This is a genomic window from Psychrobacter pasteurii, from assembly GCF_900162815.1.
Classification (GTDB): Bacteria; Pseudomonadota; Gammaproteobacteria; order Pseudomonadales; family Moraxellaceae; genus Psychrobacter; species Psychrobacter pasteurii.
Genome location: NZ_FUGD01000126.1, coordinates 1 through 17383, shown reverse-complemented (window position 1 = coordinate 17383; position 17383 = coordinate 1). Strand labels below are relative to the sequence as shown.

General features: G+C 43.2%; 16 protein-coding genes and 1 pseudogene. 12 read left to right on the top strand and 5 right to left on the bottom strand.

All coding sequences use genetic code 11. The annotated features are described in order from the left end of the window. Together A1232T_RS11260 and A1232T_RS11255 are read left to right on the top strand one after the other, a co-directional pair. Positions 1-390: pseudogene (locus tag A1232T_RS11260) on the top strand (transposase); the annotation flags it as partial. 264 nt (positions 391-654) lie between these two features. Continuing rightward, positions 655-2097: a pyridoxal phosphate-dependent decarboxylase family protein gene (locus tag A1232T_RS11255; RefSeq protein ID WP_077449498.1), complete on the top strand. Its 1443-nt coding sequence runs from the start codon at positions 655-657 to the stop codon at positions 2095-2097. A gap of 120 nt (positions 2098-2217) precedes the next feature. On the opposite strand, the gene ssb is transcribed toward A1232T_RS11255, so the two are convergent. Together ssb and A1232T_RS11245 are read right to left on the bottom strand one after the other, a co-directional pair. After that, positions 2218-2877, bottom strand: coding sequence for a single-stranded DNA-binding protein (gene ssb / locus A1232T_RS11250; protein WP_077449497.1), 660 nt, complete (start codon positions 2875-2877; stop codon positions 2218-2220). Positions 2878-2984: 107 nt separating this feature from the next. After that, positions 2985-4349: an MFS transporter gene (locus tag A1232T_RS11245; protein ID WP_077449496.1), complete on the bottom strand. Its 1365-nt coding sequence runs from the start codon at positions 4347-4349 to the stop codon at positions 2985-2987. 443 nt (positions 4350-4792) lie between these two features. Here A1232T_RS11245 and uvrA point away from each other — a divergent pair, with 443 nt between their 5' ends. The 5 genes from uvrA to A1232T_RS11220 all read left to right on the top strand — a co-directional run bounded on the left by uvrA (position 4793) and on the right by A1232T_RS11220 (position 10425). Further along, the gene (gene uvrA, locus A1232T_RS11240; RefSeq protein WP_077449495.1) at positions 4793-7771 is read left to right on the top strand and encodes an excinuclease ABC subunit UvrA; all 2979 of its coding nucleotides are present in this window, start codon (positions 4793-4795) and stop codon (positions 7769-7771) included. Between the two features lie 202 nt (positions 7772-7973). Next, positions 7974-8534, top strand: coding sequence for a poly(ADP-ribose) polymerase family protein (locus tag A1232T_RS11235; protein WP_077449494.1), 561 nt, complete (start codon positions 7974-7976; stop codon positions 8532-8534). Then, on the top strand, positions 8531-8752 hold the full coding sequence (locus tag A1232T_RS11230) for a hypothetical protein (protein WP_077449493.1): 222 nt from the start codon (positions 8531-8533) through the stop codon (positions 8750-8752). The genes A1232T_RS11235 and A1232T_RS11230 overlap by 4 nt, the downstream gene beginning before the upstream one ends. A 2-nt stretch (positions 8753-8754) precedes the next feature. After that, on the top strand, positions 8755-9144 hold the full coding sequence (locus A1232T_RS11225; protein WP_077449492.1) for a protein-export chaperone SecB: 390 nt from the start codon (positions 8755-8757) through the stop codon (positions 9142-9144). 174 nt (positions 9145-9318) lie between these two features. After that, on the top strand, positions 9319-10425 hold the full coding sequence (locus A1232T_RS11220; RefSeq protein ID WP_077449491.1) for an ArsO family NAD(P)H-dependent flavin-containing monooxygenase: 1107 nt from the start codon (positions 9319-9321) through the stop codon (positions 10423-10425). Positions 10426-10461: 36 nt separating this feature from the next. Here A1232T_RS11220 and A1232T_RS11215 read toward each other — a convergent pair whose 3' ends face one another. Next, on the bottom strand, positions 10462-10743 hold the full coding sequence (locus A1232T_RS11215; RefSeq protein ID WP_077449490.1) for a DUF503 domain-containing protein: 282 nt from the start codon (positions 10741-10743) through the stop codon (positions 10462-10464). A gap of 36 nt (positions 10744-10779) precedes the next feature. Next, complete coding sequence (locus tag A1232T_RS11210) at positions 10780-11166, bottom strand: DUF805 domain-containing protein (RefSeq protein WP_077449489.1); 387 nt, start codon at positions 11164-11166, stop codon at positions 10780-10782. A 282-nt stretch (positions 11167-11448) separates the two neighbouring features. Here A1232T_RS11210 and A1232T_RS11205 point away from each other — a divergent pair, with 282 nt between their 5' ends. The 5 genes from A1232T_RS11205 to gorA all read left to right on the top strand — a co-directional run bounded on the left by A1232T_RS11205 (position 11449) and on the right by gorA (position 16344). After that, complete coding sequence (locus tag A1232T_RS11205) at positions 11449-12153, top strand: NAD(P)H-dependent oxidoreductase (RefSeq protein ID WP_244152459.1); 705 nt, start codon at positions 11449-11451, stop codon at positions 12151-12153. 242 nt (positions 12154-12395) lie between these two features. After that, positions 12396-13397: a DUF368 domain-containing protein gene (locus A1232T_RS11200; RefSeq protein ID WP_077449488.1), complete on the top strand. Its 1002-nt coding sequence runs from the start codon at positions 12396-12398 to the stop codon at positions 13395-13397. Positions 13398-13569: 172 nt separating this feature from the next. Further along, positions 13570-14358, top strand: a complete 789-nt coding sequence (locus A1232T_RS11195; RefSeq protein ID WP_077449487.1) for a threonine/serine exporter family protein — start codon at positions 13570-13572, stop codon at positions 14356-14358. Between the two features lies 1 nt (position 14359). Further along, positions 14360-14812, top strand: a complete 453-nt coding sequence (locus A1232T_RS11190; RefSeq protein ID WP_077449486.1) for a threonine/serine exporter family protein — start codon at positions 14360-14362, stop codon at positions 14810-14812. 176 nt (positions 14813-14988) lie between these two features. After that, a complete protein-coding gene (gene gorA, locus A1232T_RS11185; protein ID WP_077449485.1) occupies positions 14989-16344 on the top strand; it encodes a glutathione-disulfide reductase in 1356 nt (451 codons plus the stop codon). 114 nt (positions 16345-16458) lie between these two features. On the opposite strand, the gene smpB is transcribed toward gorA, so the two are convergent. Then, a complete protein-coding gene (gene smpB, locus A1232T_RS11180; protein WP_077449484.1) occupies positions 16459-16935 on the bottom strand; it encodes an SsrA-binding protein SmpB in 477 nt (158 codons plus the stop codon). Between the last annotated feature and the right edge of the window lie 448 nt (positions 16936-17383).

Here is a 17383-nt window from a genome sequence, read left to right as displayed (position 1 = left end):
CAAGAGACGTCCGTCAAGGGTGCAGATATTAGTCAGTGGTATTATTGGCGTTGGCAAATAGAATCTTATTTTAAATTGCTTAAAAGTGCAGGACTTCAGCTAGAGTCCTGGTTACAGCAAAGTGGAGACGCTTATTTTAAGCGGTTGTTAATTGCCTCTCAGGCTTGTACGCTCGTGTGGCGTATTATGCAAGCATCTGATAAACAGTCACAAGAGTTTGCTTTGTTTTTAGTGCGCCTCTCAGGTCGGCAAATGAAACGCAGCAAACCAATAACCGCACCTGCTGTGATGGCAGGATTGTTCCAGTGGCTTAATTTTACCGAAATGGTAAATCATTATCCCCCTGACAAACTGCGTGAATTCGCTGATGCCGCTAGTAAATTTGTGTAGATACCTATGCCCTGAAGTGGGTGGCTTTACGGCGACCGGTGATAAAATAACAACACATAACACCAGTCAAAAAAGACGCTAGGTTATAATACTGCCGTAATTCCGTACTGGCCGTACTGGGTGTAAATTCACTTAAAAAAGGCTTTTATAACAAAAGCCGCCTCAAAAATAAGCAACTCACAGTCAAACAAAGTCGGTAAGACGGCTCGTTTATTTAAGGTATCCGTTTAATTTAAGGCATTCTTTTAATTTAAGGCAATAATTATGACCCCTGATAACAATAATGACACCACCCTATTTAACTGGGAAGAAGCCAAAGCAACTTTGACCAAATTTATGCCTCTCATGGTAGAAGACCAAATTCATACTGCTCAATCAGATATCGTCAATCCACTACCTGAAGATAAAAGGCAAGCCCTCATGGATATACCGTTCCAAGAAGGCCCAAGATCAGCAGATGAGGTCATGCATGAGTTAAATGACTTTGTTTATCAGCATCGTACCAAACAAAGCCACCCTAGATTTTTTTCATTCATACCCCTAGCACTCTCCCCCATATCTGTGGTTGGGGAAGCCATCAACTCTTTTTACTCGCCTTACGGTGGCAGTCACACTTTAAGTGAAGGCATGGCGGTCGCTGAAAAGAAATTGATGAACTGGATGGGGGAGCAAATTGGCTATCCGGTCAAGGAACTAGGAGGCTTATTTGTCTCCGGTGGCTCAATGGCCAACCTAACCGCTTCTATTGTGGCGCGAGACGAGAAATTAAAGGAAGATGAGTTAGTCAAAGGTACGGTGTATGTCTCCAATCAGACCCACTCTTCTGTGGCTAAGGGTATCCGTATTATGGGCATCCCTAGAGCCAATATCCGTAAAGTAAAAACCAACGATGCGTTCCAAATGATTGCAGAAGATCTAGAGAAACAAATCGAGCAGGACAAAGCGGATGGCTTTATTCCTTTTTTAATTGTAGGCTCTTGTGGGACCACCAATACCGGCTCAATCGACCCCTTACATCAGCTGGCCGATATCAGTGAGGCTCATGATATGTGGCTGCACATTGATGGTGCCTATGGGGCAAGTGCTATTTTATCCTCACACCGTCACTTGCTAGATGGCGTAGAGCGCAGTGATTCTATCAGTTGGGATGGTCATAAATGGCTGTTTCAAACCTATGGCTGTGCGGTCGTTATCTGTAAAGACCGTCAAGCCATGTCTCGCACGTTCAGCGAAAACCCTGAATACTTAACTGACATTCAGTCGGACGATTCAAACATTAACTTTTGGGATATGGGTATTGAGCTGACCGCACCAGCAAGAGGAATGCGTCTGTGGTATACCTTACAAAGAGTCGGCTTAAAAGAGATGCGAAATGCCATTGATAAAGGCTTTGAAAATGCACAACACTTCGAAGACTTATTTCGCAAACAGCCATACTTTGAAATTGTCTCGCCAGCCCAGTTAAGCATCGTCAACGTCCGTTTTAATGATGGCAAACACACAGAGCAAGAGCTAAATCAGATTAATAAAAAGCTGTCTGAAATGTCGACCCAAAGAAACAATGCCATTTACTACACGACTATGCTGCACAACAAAACGGTCTTAAGATTCTGCTGCATGCATCCCTTGTTGACTCTACAAGATGTGCAACAAGTGGTCGATCAGATTAATGAGGACTTAGCCTCTTTGGGCTTAATTGAGTCATAACCTCTTGTTTTGAACATAGCCCATTACACAGACTTAACTGATGCGCCATAAACAACAAACCCCGCAATGCGGGGTTTGTTTTCATGAGTAATTACTGTAATAAATAGCCTTAGGTAAACATCAGAACGGGATATCGTCATCTTTTGGCGTATCTGTCATGCCACTCGCTGGAATAGTAGTTTGGTTATTAAATGCAGGAGTCTGCTGTGGTTGTTGTGGCTGCGGTGCAGCAGGTGTTTGAGGTGCGAAAGTATTTTGGTTATTGCCTGCACCTTGTGCTGCATTACCACCTTGTTGAAACCCTTGGTTGCCATAACCTTGCTGGCCACCTGGATTCTGGGCACTAAATCCACCTGGTGCAGCACCACCAGTGTTATTTGGCTGGCCTTGGCCCCATTGGTTCTGTTGTTGCTGTTGACCAGTAGCAAAGCCAGTGCCGACATCTGAACCACCGCCTAACATCTGCATTTGGTCAGCACGGATTTCAGTGGTATAACGGTCTTGACCATTTTGGTCTTGCCATTTGCGAGTACGCAGGCTGCCTTCAATATACACTTGGCTGCCTTTACGCAAATACTGAGCCGCAATTTCACCCAGACGGTTAAACAAGGAAACACGGTGCCACTCTGTCGCTTCGCGTTTTTCGCCTGTTTGTTTATCGGTCCACTGTTCAGAAGTAGCTACTGAGATGTTGGTGACACTGCCACCATTACTAAACTGTCGACTTTCAGGGTCATTGCCTAATCGACCAACAATAATTACTTTATTAACACCACGCATAAGGCTTCCTTTTTATATATTTGTTTAATAATTTATTAATTAATGATTAATAAAAGCTATCTATAACTAACTTTATAGCACATGTCGCCACTGTACCGAAATTTTGATTAAATATCTAGCTTAGTTTCGGTTAGTTGCGACAGTAATTGTCGTGAATTATCGGTAAGTTTTTGTTTATCCAGCTTTAAATAAGCCACGCCATCTTTTGGCATAACCACCACTTCATCTACCCCATCCGTCTCCATAACCTGCTGTGACCAAGCCGATATATCAGCCTGTTTTGGAATGGCCATGGTGGTACTGGTTAAGTAAGGGGGTTGTGAAATAGGGAAAGTCAGTAACAGGGCCACGGCCATAATGCCGCCCAAGATTGCCCAAGCAGTAAGAGTGCCTTGCGACAATAGCACCCCTCCTAGCGCACCCCCAAAAAACGCACCCAAAAACTGACTCGATGAGTTTATGCCCATCGCTGTGGCTTTATTCGCAACAGGTGCTTTTTTAGAAATCCAAGAGGGAATGGTGGCTTCTAATAAGTTAAAACCAATGAAATACAGCCCCAACCCTACAATTAATCCAATGCTAAATTGACTGCCCACTGCCAAGCTAAGCAGCGCCACCACCATCAAGGCAACGGCTGATAAAAACACTTGACGCATTTTTCGCTTTTTTTCCGCAATAATAATAAACGGAATGGCAATGGCAAAGCCGACAAACAATAACGGCAAATATACCAAGCCCTGCTGTCTGACCGACAGACCCAGTATATCTGCCAACTGATGTGGCACAATGACAAAGATAGCGGTCATGGTTAAATGTAGGGCAAAGATACTGACATGTAAGCGGTTTAAATCCCCAATTCGCAGCACTTCTTTTAGCTGCTGACCTATCGATTGATTGGCTAGGTTGTGCTTAAGTACGCGCAGTGGCGTGGGGACAATCAGCAATAGCACCATGGCCAGTACTGCAAATACTGCGGTCAACCAAAATAGACCAGAGATACCTAGACTCGCTACCATCATAGGCCCGATAGCAAAGGACAACATAATCGAGGTGGCAATGGTTAAGCCCATAGTGGCCATAGCTTTAGTTCGTACTTGTTCTCGCGTTACATCCGCCAATAAGGCCATAAGCACCGCAGATACAGCACCACTCCCTGCCAGCGCCCGGCCAATAATCACTTGATAAATATCTGTGGCAGTGGCTGCGACGATACCCCCAAGCGCAAATAACAGCAGCCCAAAAAATATCATAGGCTTGCGTGGGAATTTATCCGCAGCCATGCTCATTGGAATTTGAAATATGGCCTGGCCGAGCCCATAAATACCCACTGCCAAACCAATCAAAAATGGCGTGGCATGCGTATAGTTAATACCATAAACCGAAAAGACCGGCACTATCATAAATAGGCCGATCATACGCAGTGCAAAGATACCACCCACACCGGCAATGGCTCGCTTCTCGATGCTATTCATATCGCTCCCACATTCGCTACATCTATTTTAGAGTCTTACCTAATTCAATGCGCCATTATAATGGATTAACCAAAACTATGGGCGGTAACCTCAAGCTAAAAAATTATTGTGACCTTTTCTATGGCTTTTGGCGTGTCAACAGTTGGTCTAAGACTAAATCTTTAATGACTCAACTCGCCTTATGGTCTTCGGTATGGTTGCACTCACAGCTTACTTATTATCGGTTATTACCCTTGAATTATTGCCAAATCAGACCCATTAATAGGCTAACCAACTTATACATATATTAAACTCACCTCTAATTTAACTTAGCAATAAACTCAGTTATGCTTTAGGGCAAAGCTGGCTATTTATCTGCCTTCTACAGCAAGCTAATTAACTGCTTTCCAACTTCTAAACTGAATCGACCTAATAGCTGAATAATTTAATAAAAAAGGTTCTATATGGCACACGAACACATTAAGATTCGCGGCGCGCGCACCCATAACTTAAAAAACATTGATATTGATATTCCTCGTGATAAATTCGTCGTCATCACTGGTTTATCAGGCTCTGGTAAGTCTTCACTGGCTTTTGATACCTTATACGCAGAAGGCCAGCGCCGTTATGTAGAAAGCTTATCAGCGTATGCCCGTCAGTTCTTATCACAGATGGACAAGCCCGAAGTCGATAGCATCGAAGGCCTGTCACCTGCTATTGCCATTGAGCAAAAATCCACCAACCACAACCCACGCTCGACAGTAGGTACCATTACCGAAATTTATGACTACCTGCGTCTGCTGTATGCGCGCGTCGGTACGCCATTTTGTCCGGTGCATAATGAGCCAATGGTCGCCCAGACCATTACTGAAATGGTCGATGAAATCATGGCTCTACCAGAAGGCACTAAGCTGATGATTTTGGCGCCTGTAATTCGTGACCGTAAAGGCGAGCACGTGGTCTTACTTGAGCAATTGGTCGGTCAAGGCTTTGTGCGCGTCCGTGTTGACGGTCATGTCTATGATATGGACGAGTTACCTGCGCTTGAGAAGAATAAAAAGCACACGATTGAAGTCGTCGTTGACCGTTTTAAAGTCCGTGATGACTTAGGTAACCGTGTTGCCGAAAGTTTAGAGACTGCTCTGCGCTTAGGTAGCGACTTGGCTATCCTGCATTATATGGATGGTAACCCAAATCCTGATGCTTCAAACCAAGACAGTGATGATCAAATTTTATCAGCCAAGCACTCCTGCCCTGTGTGTGATCGCGCGGTATCAGAACTAGAACCTCGTCTGTTTAGTTTTAACAACCCGTACGGCGCTTGTCCTGCCTGTGATGGCCTCGGTAAACGTCAGTATTTCTCTGCTGAGAAGCTGGTGACCAATCCTGAAAAGTCGCTGAATCAAGGGGCGATTAATGGCTGGGACAAACGCCATGCGTATTACTTTGGCCTATTAAACACAGTCGCTAAGCACTACAACATCGACATGGATATTCCATGGCAAGAGATTGATAAAGAGCACCGCGACATTATTTTAAATGGCTCAGGTAAAGAGAAAATCGAATTTAACTTTACTGATGAGCGTGGTCGTAAAACCAAAAAGACCACCCCATTTGAAGGTGTGTTGCCGTATCTTGAGCGCCGTTATGCGAAGACGCAAAGTAACTTTGTGCGTGACGAGCTTGCCAAATACCTAGCCGATACCACCTGTAACGTGTGTGATGGCGCACGTCTAAACGAGATTGCGCGTAACGTACGTGTTGACGGTCAAGGCATTGCTGATATCGTGCAGATGTCGATTGGTGATGCCGCCGACTACTATAAAGACCTACAAATGAGCGGCTCAAAAGGTGAGATTAGCGAAAAAATCTTTAAAGAGATTAATGAGCGCTTAAACTTCCTTGTGAGCGTCGGTCTTGATTATCTAAACCTTGCCCGCTCTGCCGAGACACTATCGGGCGGTGAGGCGCAGCGTATTCGTCTGGCCAGCCAAATCGGTGCCGGTCTAATGGGCGTAATGTACGTGCTTGATGAGCCGTCAATTGGTCTGCATCAGCGTGACAACGACCGTCTACTTCAGACCCTAACTCGCCTACGTGACTTGGGTAACACCGTACTGGTGGTTGAGCATGATGAAGATGCGATTCGCCAAGCCGACCATGTGATTGATATCGGTGTTGGTGCTGGCGTGCATGGTGGTCATGTAATTGCGCAAGGTACGATGCAAGAAATCATGGATGTCGAAGAGTCGTTAACTGGTCAGTACCTATCAGGTAAAAAAGAAATCGCTATTCCAAAAGTGCGTCACAAAGCCAAAACCATTGACCTAAACAATCCACCCAAAAAGGCAAGTATCCTGCCCATGGGTAAGGCCAAAGCAGCGGCGGCAGCGAAAGCTGAGAAAAATGCCAAGCCAAAAGCCAAAAAGATTGTGCCAATGCAAATTGAGCTTAAAGGCGCCAATGGCAACAACTTACAAGACGTGGATTTAACCATTCCAATCGGTACCTTTACTTGTATTACAGGTGTTTCTGGTTCGGGTAAATCAACCTTGATTAACCGTACCTTGATGCCGCTTGCTGCTACTCAGCTCAATAATGCATCAACGCTTATCGCTGATAAATACGACAGCATTACTGGTCTTGAGTATCTGGATAAAATGGTCGATATTGACCAAAGCCCGATTGGCCGTACACCGCGCTCTAACCCAGCGACGTATACCGGTGTGTTTACGCCAATTCGTGACCTGTTCTCACAGACGCAAGAAGCCAAAGCTCGCGGTTATAAAGCCGGTCGTTTTAGCTTTAACGTGAAAGGCGGACGCTGTGAGACTTGTCAGGGTGATGGCTTAATTAAAGTCGAAATGCACTTCTTACCGGATATGTACGTGCCGTGTGACAGTTGTCATGGTAAGCGCTACAACCGTGAGACGCTTGAGATTCATTACAAAGGCAAGAGCATCGCTGAAGTACTCGACATGACGGTAGAAGATGCGACTGAGTTCTTCTCAGCTATTCCGCCGATCCATCGTCGCCTGCAAGCGCTGATGGATGTGGGCTTAAGCTATATCCGTTTGGGTCAGTCTGCACCAACGCTATCGGGCGGTGAAGCACAACGTGTGAAGCTGGCACGTGAGCTTGCCAAGCGTGATACCGGTCAGACGCTGTATATCTTGGATGAGCCGACCACTGGTCTGCATTTCCACGATATCTATAAGCTGCTCAACATCCTGCATACCTTACGTGATAAGGGCAACACCATCGTGGTGATTGAGCATAACTTGGATGTGATTAAGACCGCGGACTGGATTGTGGACTTAGGCCCTGAAGGTGGTAAAAACGGTGGTTTGATTATTGCTGAAGGTACGCCAGAAGAGGTTGCGAATACCAAAGAATCGTTCACGGGTCAGTTCTTAAAGCCAATGCTTGATAAAGCGTCGTAAGCTCTTAATGTTATTTTGAATTAGAAAAAGGCCGTCCTAAGTGGGATGGCCTTTTTTGTGGGAAATCTAACACTTTATCAAAAATTAAATTAATGGATTTTTTACTATAATAGTACGTCATATATTATTTAAGATATAATGTATCATTGACTAGTTATATAACAGTCTTGTTAAATTAAACTCAACGGTATTTTCTAATTCTATGGTTTTATTAATAGGGCATCATGGTACTAACTCCTCTTCTGCAGAGTTAATTTTAAATTCTAATTTTAAACTGTCTCTAGGAGATGGCGAGTGGTTAGGGGATGGAGTTTATTTTTTTGTCAAAGGATTAAATAGTGATACTAAGAGCTTAGCCTTTAATTGGGCTAAATGTCATGCTTGGAATAACAAATCTAAAACTTACGATTATGAGAATTACGCTATAATACAGTCTGAGATTCGAGTAAAAGAAGAAGAATTTTTAGATTTGACAGTTGAGGATGGAATAGAAGTTCTCACATATTTAGCTGAAAAGTTTATTCAAAAACTAAAAACTATTGATAAAAATCTAAAATTTCACGATGGATTATTACTAAACTTAGCTAGGCGAGAAGGAGTGTTACCTTTAGAAGTTGTCAAAGGTAATTTCTATATTAAGTTTGAAAAAGAAAGAATCCATAGAATCAACTTAAGAACTAGTAACTGTACTATCTGTTCAGTATATAATCCTAATAAAGTTTTAACTAATAAATCAATTGTTAAAACAGGAGTAATCCGATGAAATTATCTGATGTAAAACATAGAATTGATAATTATTTTGATAAAATAGATGCCCATGAGCTTTACGATATATCTATTTCTAAGTATAACTTTATTGATTACACCTCTTATACCGTTAGTTTTAAGAGAATTAATGTAAATTGTCTAAGCCAAAGTTATGATGATTTCAATAACACAATTGATGTTACTGAAACTGGAAATCTATTGCTGGCAGCTTAATTATGAATATTCAGCTCAAACATTGGCAAGTCACTAGTCTTAAAATGACTTCTGAAAATATTAATACATTTACTAGTGCAACTTCTTCGGGAGATTTGCACTTAGAGGTAGGTAATACCTTTATAGACGATCAAAATTTCGATGTCTTATTTAAAATCAATTTATCTGATGATGAATTCTCATTAGAGATTGAAGCACGATTTGATTTTCAGCTGGATGTAATAATGACTGAAGATTTCAAAACGTCATCTTTCCCAGTAGTTAATGCTCCAGCTATATCCTTTCCTTACCTCCGTGCATTTATATCAAATTTAACTCTTCAGTCTGGTATAAAACCTATTATACTTCCGTCAATTAACTTTGTAGAGTTGCATAAAAATAAGGATCCCTAAAGCTTCTTAAAGCACTTTACTTCTGCATTTTCAATCATCTAATCTTATTCAATTTGAGCTTTTGGGTATATATATTTGATTCTAAAATCAAAGATTTTAACTACTATCTTAAGAAAACTTTAGAATAAATTAATTATCTAATCTAATCCCATTATCAAAAAACCGTTAAAAACCATGCCCTCAAAACCAGCCACTAAAATATTCGACGTCATCGTCATCGGTGGCGGTCAAGCCGGATTAGCGGTTGGCTACTATCTAAGACGTGCCAGCAGAAAACAAACCCTCGACTTTATTACCTTAGACAATCAACCCAAAAGCGGTGGCGCATGGCAACATTTTTGGCCGTCATTACGCCTGTTCTCGCCAGCCTCAGTCAGCTCACTACCGGGCAGAATGATGACCTCTGCTAAAGACGATAGCAGTCCCTATCTAGAAGACGTATTAAGCTATTTTGATAACTATGAGAAGCATTATAAGTTGCCTATCTATCGCCCCTTTGAGGTACAAAGCGTAGAGCGAGATGAGGAGAACAACTGCTTACGGGTTAGCGATGGCAAATTTACTTGGCTTGCTCGAGCAGTCGTCAGTGCAACCGGTATATGGAGCAATCCTTATATTCCAGAGATTGAAGGACGGCAGACATTCCAAGGTAAACAGACCCACTCCGCGCATTATGCCGGTCCAGATGCGTATAAAGGCAAACGTGTCTTAGTTGTCGGTGCGGGTAACTCTGGTGCGCAAATCTTTGCCGAGTTGGTGCAAGTAGCCGATGTCAGTTGGGTAACACGCACGCCACCACAGTTTTTGCCTGATGAGGTTGACGGTCGCGTCTTATTTGAAAGAGCCACCAAGCGTGTCAAAAACGATGGCAATGCCGATACTCAAGATGAAGATAATGAGAAGGAAGCGCCCAAAGGCGATATCGTCATGATGCCACCGGTTAAAGAAGCACGAGATAAAGGTCTGCTAACAACTCAGCCTATGTTTGAACGTTTGACTGAACAAGGCGTGGTTTGGCCAGATGGCTCAGAGGAGTCAGTTGATGCCATTATTTGGTGTACTGGCTTTAATCCTGAGCTTGAGCATTTAGCGCCATTAGATGTGATTGAAGAGGACGGCAAAGTATTGACCGAACAGGGGCAATCGGTAAAAGAGCCTCGCTTATGGCTATTCGGCTATGGTGATTGGGTTAGCCCTGCTTCAGCGACTATTATCGGTGCTGGGCGCAGTGCTAGAGAAAACGTGCCAGCTTTGGTTGAGTTTTTGAAGGGTGATTCGTAGGTTGGCGTGGCGCTTACTTGCGACCTTCAATAGAGATTAAATAAACTCTCGCCTAACATCCATAATCCGCGCCTCAACCACACGCTGAATCTTGTCCTCAATTTGATTAAACTCGGATTCAATTTCACGCTTACTCAATCCCACCACCACAAAAGTCCACTCACTGGCATCGTGGCGATTGCGCTCACCGCTTTCACACACCGCTATCGCAGGATTGCGTCCAAAGCGCTCATGCAATCCGCCCATACGCATGCGCTTTTCTTTTAGCGAACTACAGCCAGGCAATGAAAAGATTAAGGTTAAAATTCCGATTGGCATATGAATTCAAACTCCAATGCAATGTTGAATCAGATATTAAGCACCAACACCTTTTGGATTTGGACCATATTTATTGGCACCTGACTCACTATCTAGACAGCAAAACACCAATAGCACAATAGGCCCGATATAAGGAACAAAGCTAATCAATATCCACCAGCCACTTTTACCGATGTCATGCAATCGTCTAACGGTAACTGCCAACATTGGAAGCAGTAAAGCCAGTACAAAAAGGAAGTAGATACCTAGCGCAATAGTCATGAACACCTCACTTCCGGTAACGGCCGTAAGCATACCAAAAACCAAAAATACTACTGCCATAATTAGATAGTAGAATAGCTGGAACATCCAATATTCTTTACGTCTTGCTCGACCATCAAATTTCGCATATTTATTTTTAATTACATCAAGAAACCAGTCCATAGCACAAACCTATTTTTATCAATTCAAACCACGAGACACTCATATAAAACATCTCAAAAAATACAGTTTTATTAACTGCTAAATTTAGTATAGCTAATATGAATCATTTTTTGTAGAAGCTATTGACCATAATATTGAGTGATTAATCATCTGTTTGTTGTTTTAAATGCCTGAATAAAGTTAGCGTTGCGGGCCTATAGTCATTATTAATCACTATGAAATTGTAAAAGTTAGTTAATAGATATCCCAAAAACGTTGTAAAAATAAGCACCATCCTCATCTATGACTTGTGTAAAACAAGCACGCTTTATTTTAAAAAACAACCACAAAACCAAACAAGAGATAAGGGCAACCATGGCATTACTAGAAGATTTTAACTGGCGTCACGCGGTAAAAGCATTTGATCCAACCAAAAAAGTTAGCCAAGAAAACATCGATAAAATTATTGAAGCGGCCAGATTGGCACCGACTTCTTCAGGCCTACAGCCATTTAGACTGTTGGTCGTAGAAAGCCAAGAGGTTAAAGACAAATTGGTTGAGGGGGCATTAAACCCTGATTGTATGAGAGAGTGCTCGCACGTGCTCATCTTCGCTGGCTGGAAAGACTATAGCGACCAAAAAGTGGATGAAGTATACGACAGGACCACCGAAAAGCGTGGTCTGCCACAAGGTCGCTTTAGCAGCTATACCGATAAGCTAAAAGAGATTTTCAATAACCAAAGCACCCAAGAGAACTTCGAGCACATCGCTCGCCAAGCTTACATTGCAATGGGCTTTGCTTTGGCTCAAGCCGCTGAATTAAGAGTAGACAGCTGCCCTGCGGAAGGCTTTAGCACAGACTTGGTCGATGAAGTATTAGAGCTGGACAAACAAGGCCTTAAGAGTATCGCCCTAATCTATGTGGGTGTGGCCGATCCTGAGCGTGACTGGATTGCACCTATGGCCAAAGTTCGTAACGCTACCGAAGAGTTTGTGATTAAATACTAAGCTTTTGACGCCATAGATAGCTTATTAGTCTATAGATTTGAGTTAACAAAGGTCATTCTTCCGAGAATGGCCTTTTTGTTTTATATACCTACTTCGTTAAAATAAAGCACAAACTTTTCATCAATAAACAAAACCTTAAAGCAGACAGATGCGGTAAAATGCAGGCTTGCTTAAATAGCGCAACCCTTTATTATCGCATTTAAATACTCTCGTCTTTAATCACTATCTAGAAAGGAATGTCGATGACGGCACCCAATTCACCGCGACCTTCACAACAAGAGTCGTCGCCTTCTGTACAATCCAATACAGACTTAACCGCTAAAGACAGCCCAAAAAACCTAGCCGCCGTTTATGTCAAAGGCATGGCCATGGGTGCGGCTGACATTGTGCCAGGTGTATCTGGTGGTACCATTGCTCTTATTGCTGGTATCTATGAGCGCTTAGTAAACGCCATCAGCAGCATTGGGCCAAGTTTGTGGACTGTCTATCGTCAGCAAGGCGGTATCAAAGGTTTACTAGCTATTTGGCGACATGTGGATGCGACTTTCTTGTTGGCGTTACTCCTAGGTATCGTGACCAGTTTTGCCACGCTAGCCGGCATTATTAAGCATCTGTTAGACAATCAGCCATTATTAATCTGGTCGTTCTTCTTTGGTTTGGTTGTCGCGACAGTAGTGCTGTTATTGAGTGAGATTAAACGCTGGAACGTCGCACGCGCGGGTCTCTTTATTTTCGGTATCGTGTCAGCTGTCGGTATTAGCAGTATGCCGTTAGTCACAACCGAACCGAGCTTGCCGTATATTTTCTTTGCGGGCGCCATTGCCATTTGTGCCATGATATTGCCCGGCATTTCAGGCTCATTCATATTATTGCTGCTTGGCGTTTATGACAAAGCGCTTGAAGCGGTTCATAACTTCAATCTGACGGTTATCGTCACCCTCATGGCCGGTATGGTGACAGGCTTGCTGCTATTCACCCGTGCGCTCAAGTGGTTGTTATCGCGTTACTATCAAGGCACTTTGGCCTTATTAACCGGCTTTATCGCTGGCTCTTTGGTGAAAGTATGGCCATGGAAAGTCGATGCTCTCGGCACTTTAAATAGCGAAGCCATTCATAATGTGGCCCCTTGGAATTATCCAGCTGGCGCTCAGTGGTTAGTCACTTTAGGACTTATGGTTTTAGGCGCTGTTCTAGTTACTGCACTATCAATTTGGGGCAAAAAGACCAAGAGCGTTATAGACTAAAGGGTCAACAAATTAGTCTGATAACAGCTTTAACCCCCTAAACTGGGCTTGCTCTCCAACTTATCTAGAGCAGCCCTTTTTGAAGGGTGATTTTAATTTTCATCTTTCAGTGCTCCTCTGCCACTCTTTACTACCCTAGAGTACCTACAATAATTACCCATAATAACTACCCATGACTTCTATTACTTACGCCAAGCAGCAGCTCATTACCCGATTGTGTGTGCGCTGCGGATTACTCTTGATGCAATATGGGGCTGAGTCTGCCGTTGTGGTCGACCTGTCTAAACGCTTAGGGCTGGCCTTAGGTATGGACAGCGTCGAATGCGCACTGGGTTTTAATGCCTTAACCCTCACCACTATCTATAACGAGCGCTGTATCACCACCACTCGCGATACAGTAAACCAAAGTATTAATGTCAATTTATTGGTGCAAATTCAGCAGATTGTTAATAAAACCGAAGCCTCAGTCTGTAGCGATGAACTGGTCGATATCACCACCCAAGCTTTCAATGACTTAGATAAAACGGTTTACCCTAGCTGGCTGGTTGCGCTGTTTGTCGGTGGTTCTTGCGCTGCCTTTGCTTTCTTAAATGGCGGCAGTTGGTCGATTACGGCAGTCACTTTTGTGGCAGGTATGGTCGCCATGCTGACACGCATCTTTTTATCAAAGCAGTATTTTAACCCCTTTATTACAGTGATTATTACCGCTTTTATCGCTTCTGTGATTGGGGCAACGACCTATTATTTTGATATTGGTAATAATGCAGATATCGCCGTGGCATCCAGTGTGTTGCTTTTGGTACCTAGCTTTCCTCTGATTAACTCTTTATCTGACATCTTAAAGGGCTACGTTAACATTGGCATTGGCCGTGCGGTATTCACCTACATGCTAACCCTGTCTGCCGGCGTGGGGATTGTGATGGCGCTTTTGCTACTTAGTATTAAGCACTGGGGATTTTAAGATGGGATTTATAGAAAGTATCCTACTGTCTTGTATTATCACCCTCGGCTGGACATTGATGTTCACCGTACCCAAGCGCTATATCTTGCCGTGCTTGTTAATGACAGCATGCGGATTTGGACTGAAAACGGCACTGGTCAATCATGATATTCATATTGCTATTGCTAGCTTCTGCGGTGCCATGCTGGCCAGTTTTTTGGGGGTATATTTCTCCAAAAAATACACACTGCCGCCCAAAGCACTCATCTCACCCAGTGTCATCTGTATGATGCCCGGTATTGCCGCTTATAAGGCCATGGTAAGTATGGTTCAAATTGGCTACTTTGGTTTTTCTGATGCACTGTTTAGCCAGATGCTTATCTATCTATTTGAAGCTTTATTTATCACTTCAGGCTTAGTATTGGGTATTTCCATTCCTGGGCTGCTGTTTTATCGCCGTCGTCCTATTGTTTAAAAAACAGCTATCCTAATTAAGTTAAGATGACGCTAGAATGATTAGGCGCTAATGGTATTGTTTTGGTTAAATAAAAGCAATTCGACTAAACACTAAGGCCAATTACCTTTACAATTACCCCTATATTCTAATCAATAGCACCCCATTAGTAATCACAAATAAAAAAAGGACTCCTTATGAGTAGACATTATGACTATATCGCCATTGGTGGCGGTAGCGGCGGCATCGCTTCCATCAACCGTGCGGCTATGTATGGCAAAAAATGTGCCATTATTGAAGCCAACCACTTGGGCGGCACCTGTGTGAACTTAGGCTGCGTACCCAAAAAAGTAATGTGGTACGGGGCTCAAGTTGCCGAGGCGATGCACAAATATGCGCCAGACTACGGCTTCGATATTGAAGTTAAAGGTTTTGATTTTAAAAAGCTGGTTGAGACCCGCCAAAAGTATATTGGCAATATCCACCGCTCTTATGAGAATAATCTAGCCAAAAATAACGTCGAAGTTATCAATGGTTTTGCCAAATTTGTGGACGCAAAAACCGTTGAGGTCAATGGCGAGTATATCACGGCCGATCATATCTTGATTGCTACGGGCGGTCGCCCTGTCTTCCCAGATATCAAAGGCGCTGAGTATGGTATTGATTCGGATGGCTTCTTTGCTCTAGAGCATTTGCCAGAACGCGTTGCTGTCGTTGGTGCAGGTTATGTTGCTGTCGAAATCGCAGGCGTACTACGCAGCTTAGGCTCAGAAGTGGATTTATATGTCCGCCAACACGCTCCTCTACGCTCATTTGATCACAGCATCGTCAACGTCTTACTTGAAGAGATGGATAAAGAGGGTATCAAGCTACATACCCACAGCACCTTAAAAGAAGTGGTCAAAAATGAAGACGGCAGCCTAACTATTGAGTTAGAAGACGGTCAAAGCCAAACTGTGGACTGCTTAATTTGGGCGGTAGGACGCGAGCCTGCTACTGACGTTATCAATTTAGAGGTCACTGGGGTAGAAACCAACTCGATTGGCAAAGTCAAAGTCGATAAGTTCCAAAACACCAATGTTGAGGGCATCTATGCCGTTGGCGATATTATCGAAAACAGCATCGACTTAACGCCTGTCGCCGTGGCAGCCGGTCGCCGTTTGTCTGAGCGCCTGTTTAATAACAAGCCAAATGAGCACTTAGATTACAACTTGGTTCCCACTGTCATCTTCACCCATCCCCCAATTGGCACCGTGGGTCTATCAGAGATGCAAGCCATTGAGCAATACGGTGAGGAAGATGTTAAATGCTACACTTCTACCTTTACCCCAATGTACAGTGCCGTGACCCAGCACCGCCAAAAATGCACCATGAAACTGGTCTGCTTAGGTGAAGAAGAGAAAATCATCGGTCTACACGGTATTGGTTTTGGTGTGGATGAAATGATTCAAGGCTTTGCGGTTGCAATTAAGATGGGCGCTACCAAAGCTGACTTTGACAACACAGTCGCCATTCACCCAACCGGTGCTGAAGAGTTCGTGACCATGCGTTAATTTCTAGTGATTTGAGCGTTCATTAATATTTCACATTTAATGCTCGCTCATAAAAAAGGCCACTCTATTTTTAGAGTGGCCTTTTTGGTTTATGTCTATGAGGAACGCTGTACTTTAATCCAAATGCTGCTTAAAGCCACGCTGTTGATCACGTTCCCAATCTCTATCTTTTAGCGTCTTACGCTTATCATGTAGCTTTTTACCTTTGGCCAAGCCAATTTTGCACTTCACCAAGGAGTTCTTCCAATACACCTCTAATGGCACACAAGCATAGCCCTTTTGGTTTACTGCGCCAAACAAGGTATCAATCTCTTTGCGATGCAGAAGCAGCTTACGGGTACGAATGCTGTCGGGTACCACATGAGTTGAGCTTGAGATTAGCGGCTGGATATGAGCCCCGAATAAAAAGGCTTCGTTATTGCGAAAGACCACATAGGCTTCGGTGATGGTCATCTTACCAGCCCGAATCGCCTTTACTTCCCAGCCCTGAAGTTCTATACCTGCTTCATACGTTTCTTCAATAAAATACTCGTGCCGCGCTTTTTTGTTAGCCGCAATCTGATTTGAAGGTTTTTTTGTCTTCTTTGCCATGTTCAATTCTCTTTAAAAATCAAGACACGTCTCCCTTTGGCTTTTGGTTGGATATATAAAAATCCAATTCAAATAAAAAACCAGAGGCAACCGCTGCCTTGTCGTACATGTCCCTAATCTTAGCTAAGTTAGATCGAGCCTTAAGTATAACAAATTTAATTCTGAAACTAATTCATAGCTTTGTAAGCACTGATACAAGAAATGAGGCAGCACTCTATATTTAACTCATCCTATTATTTAACCCGTACTGTATTTAACCTGTTATAAGATACTTAACCGTTCCGAAAAACCTACCTAAACCTACTCACATAGTTTTAGCGTTTTCTTCCTGCTTCATAGACGTCTGCCATTGTGATTACACTCAGGTCTTACATCGTCTCCACAGGCTAACACGGTGGAACTCACCGCTTTTTTTAACCCATCAGTGATGGGTTAACACTTTATCTGC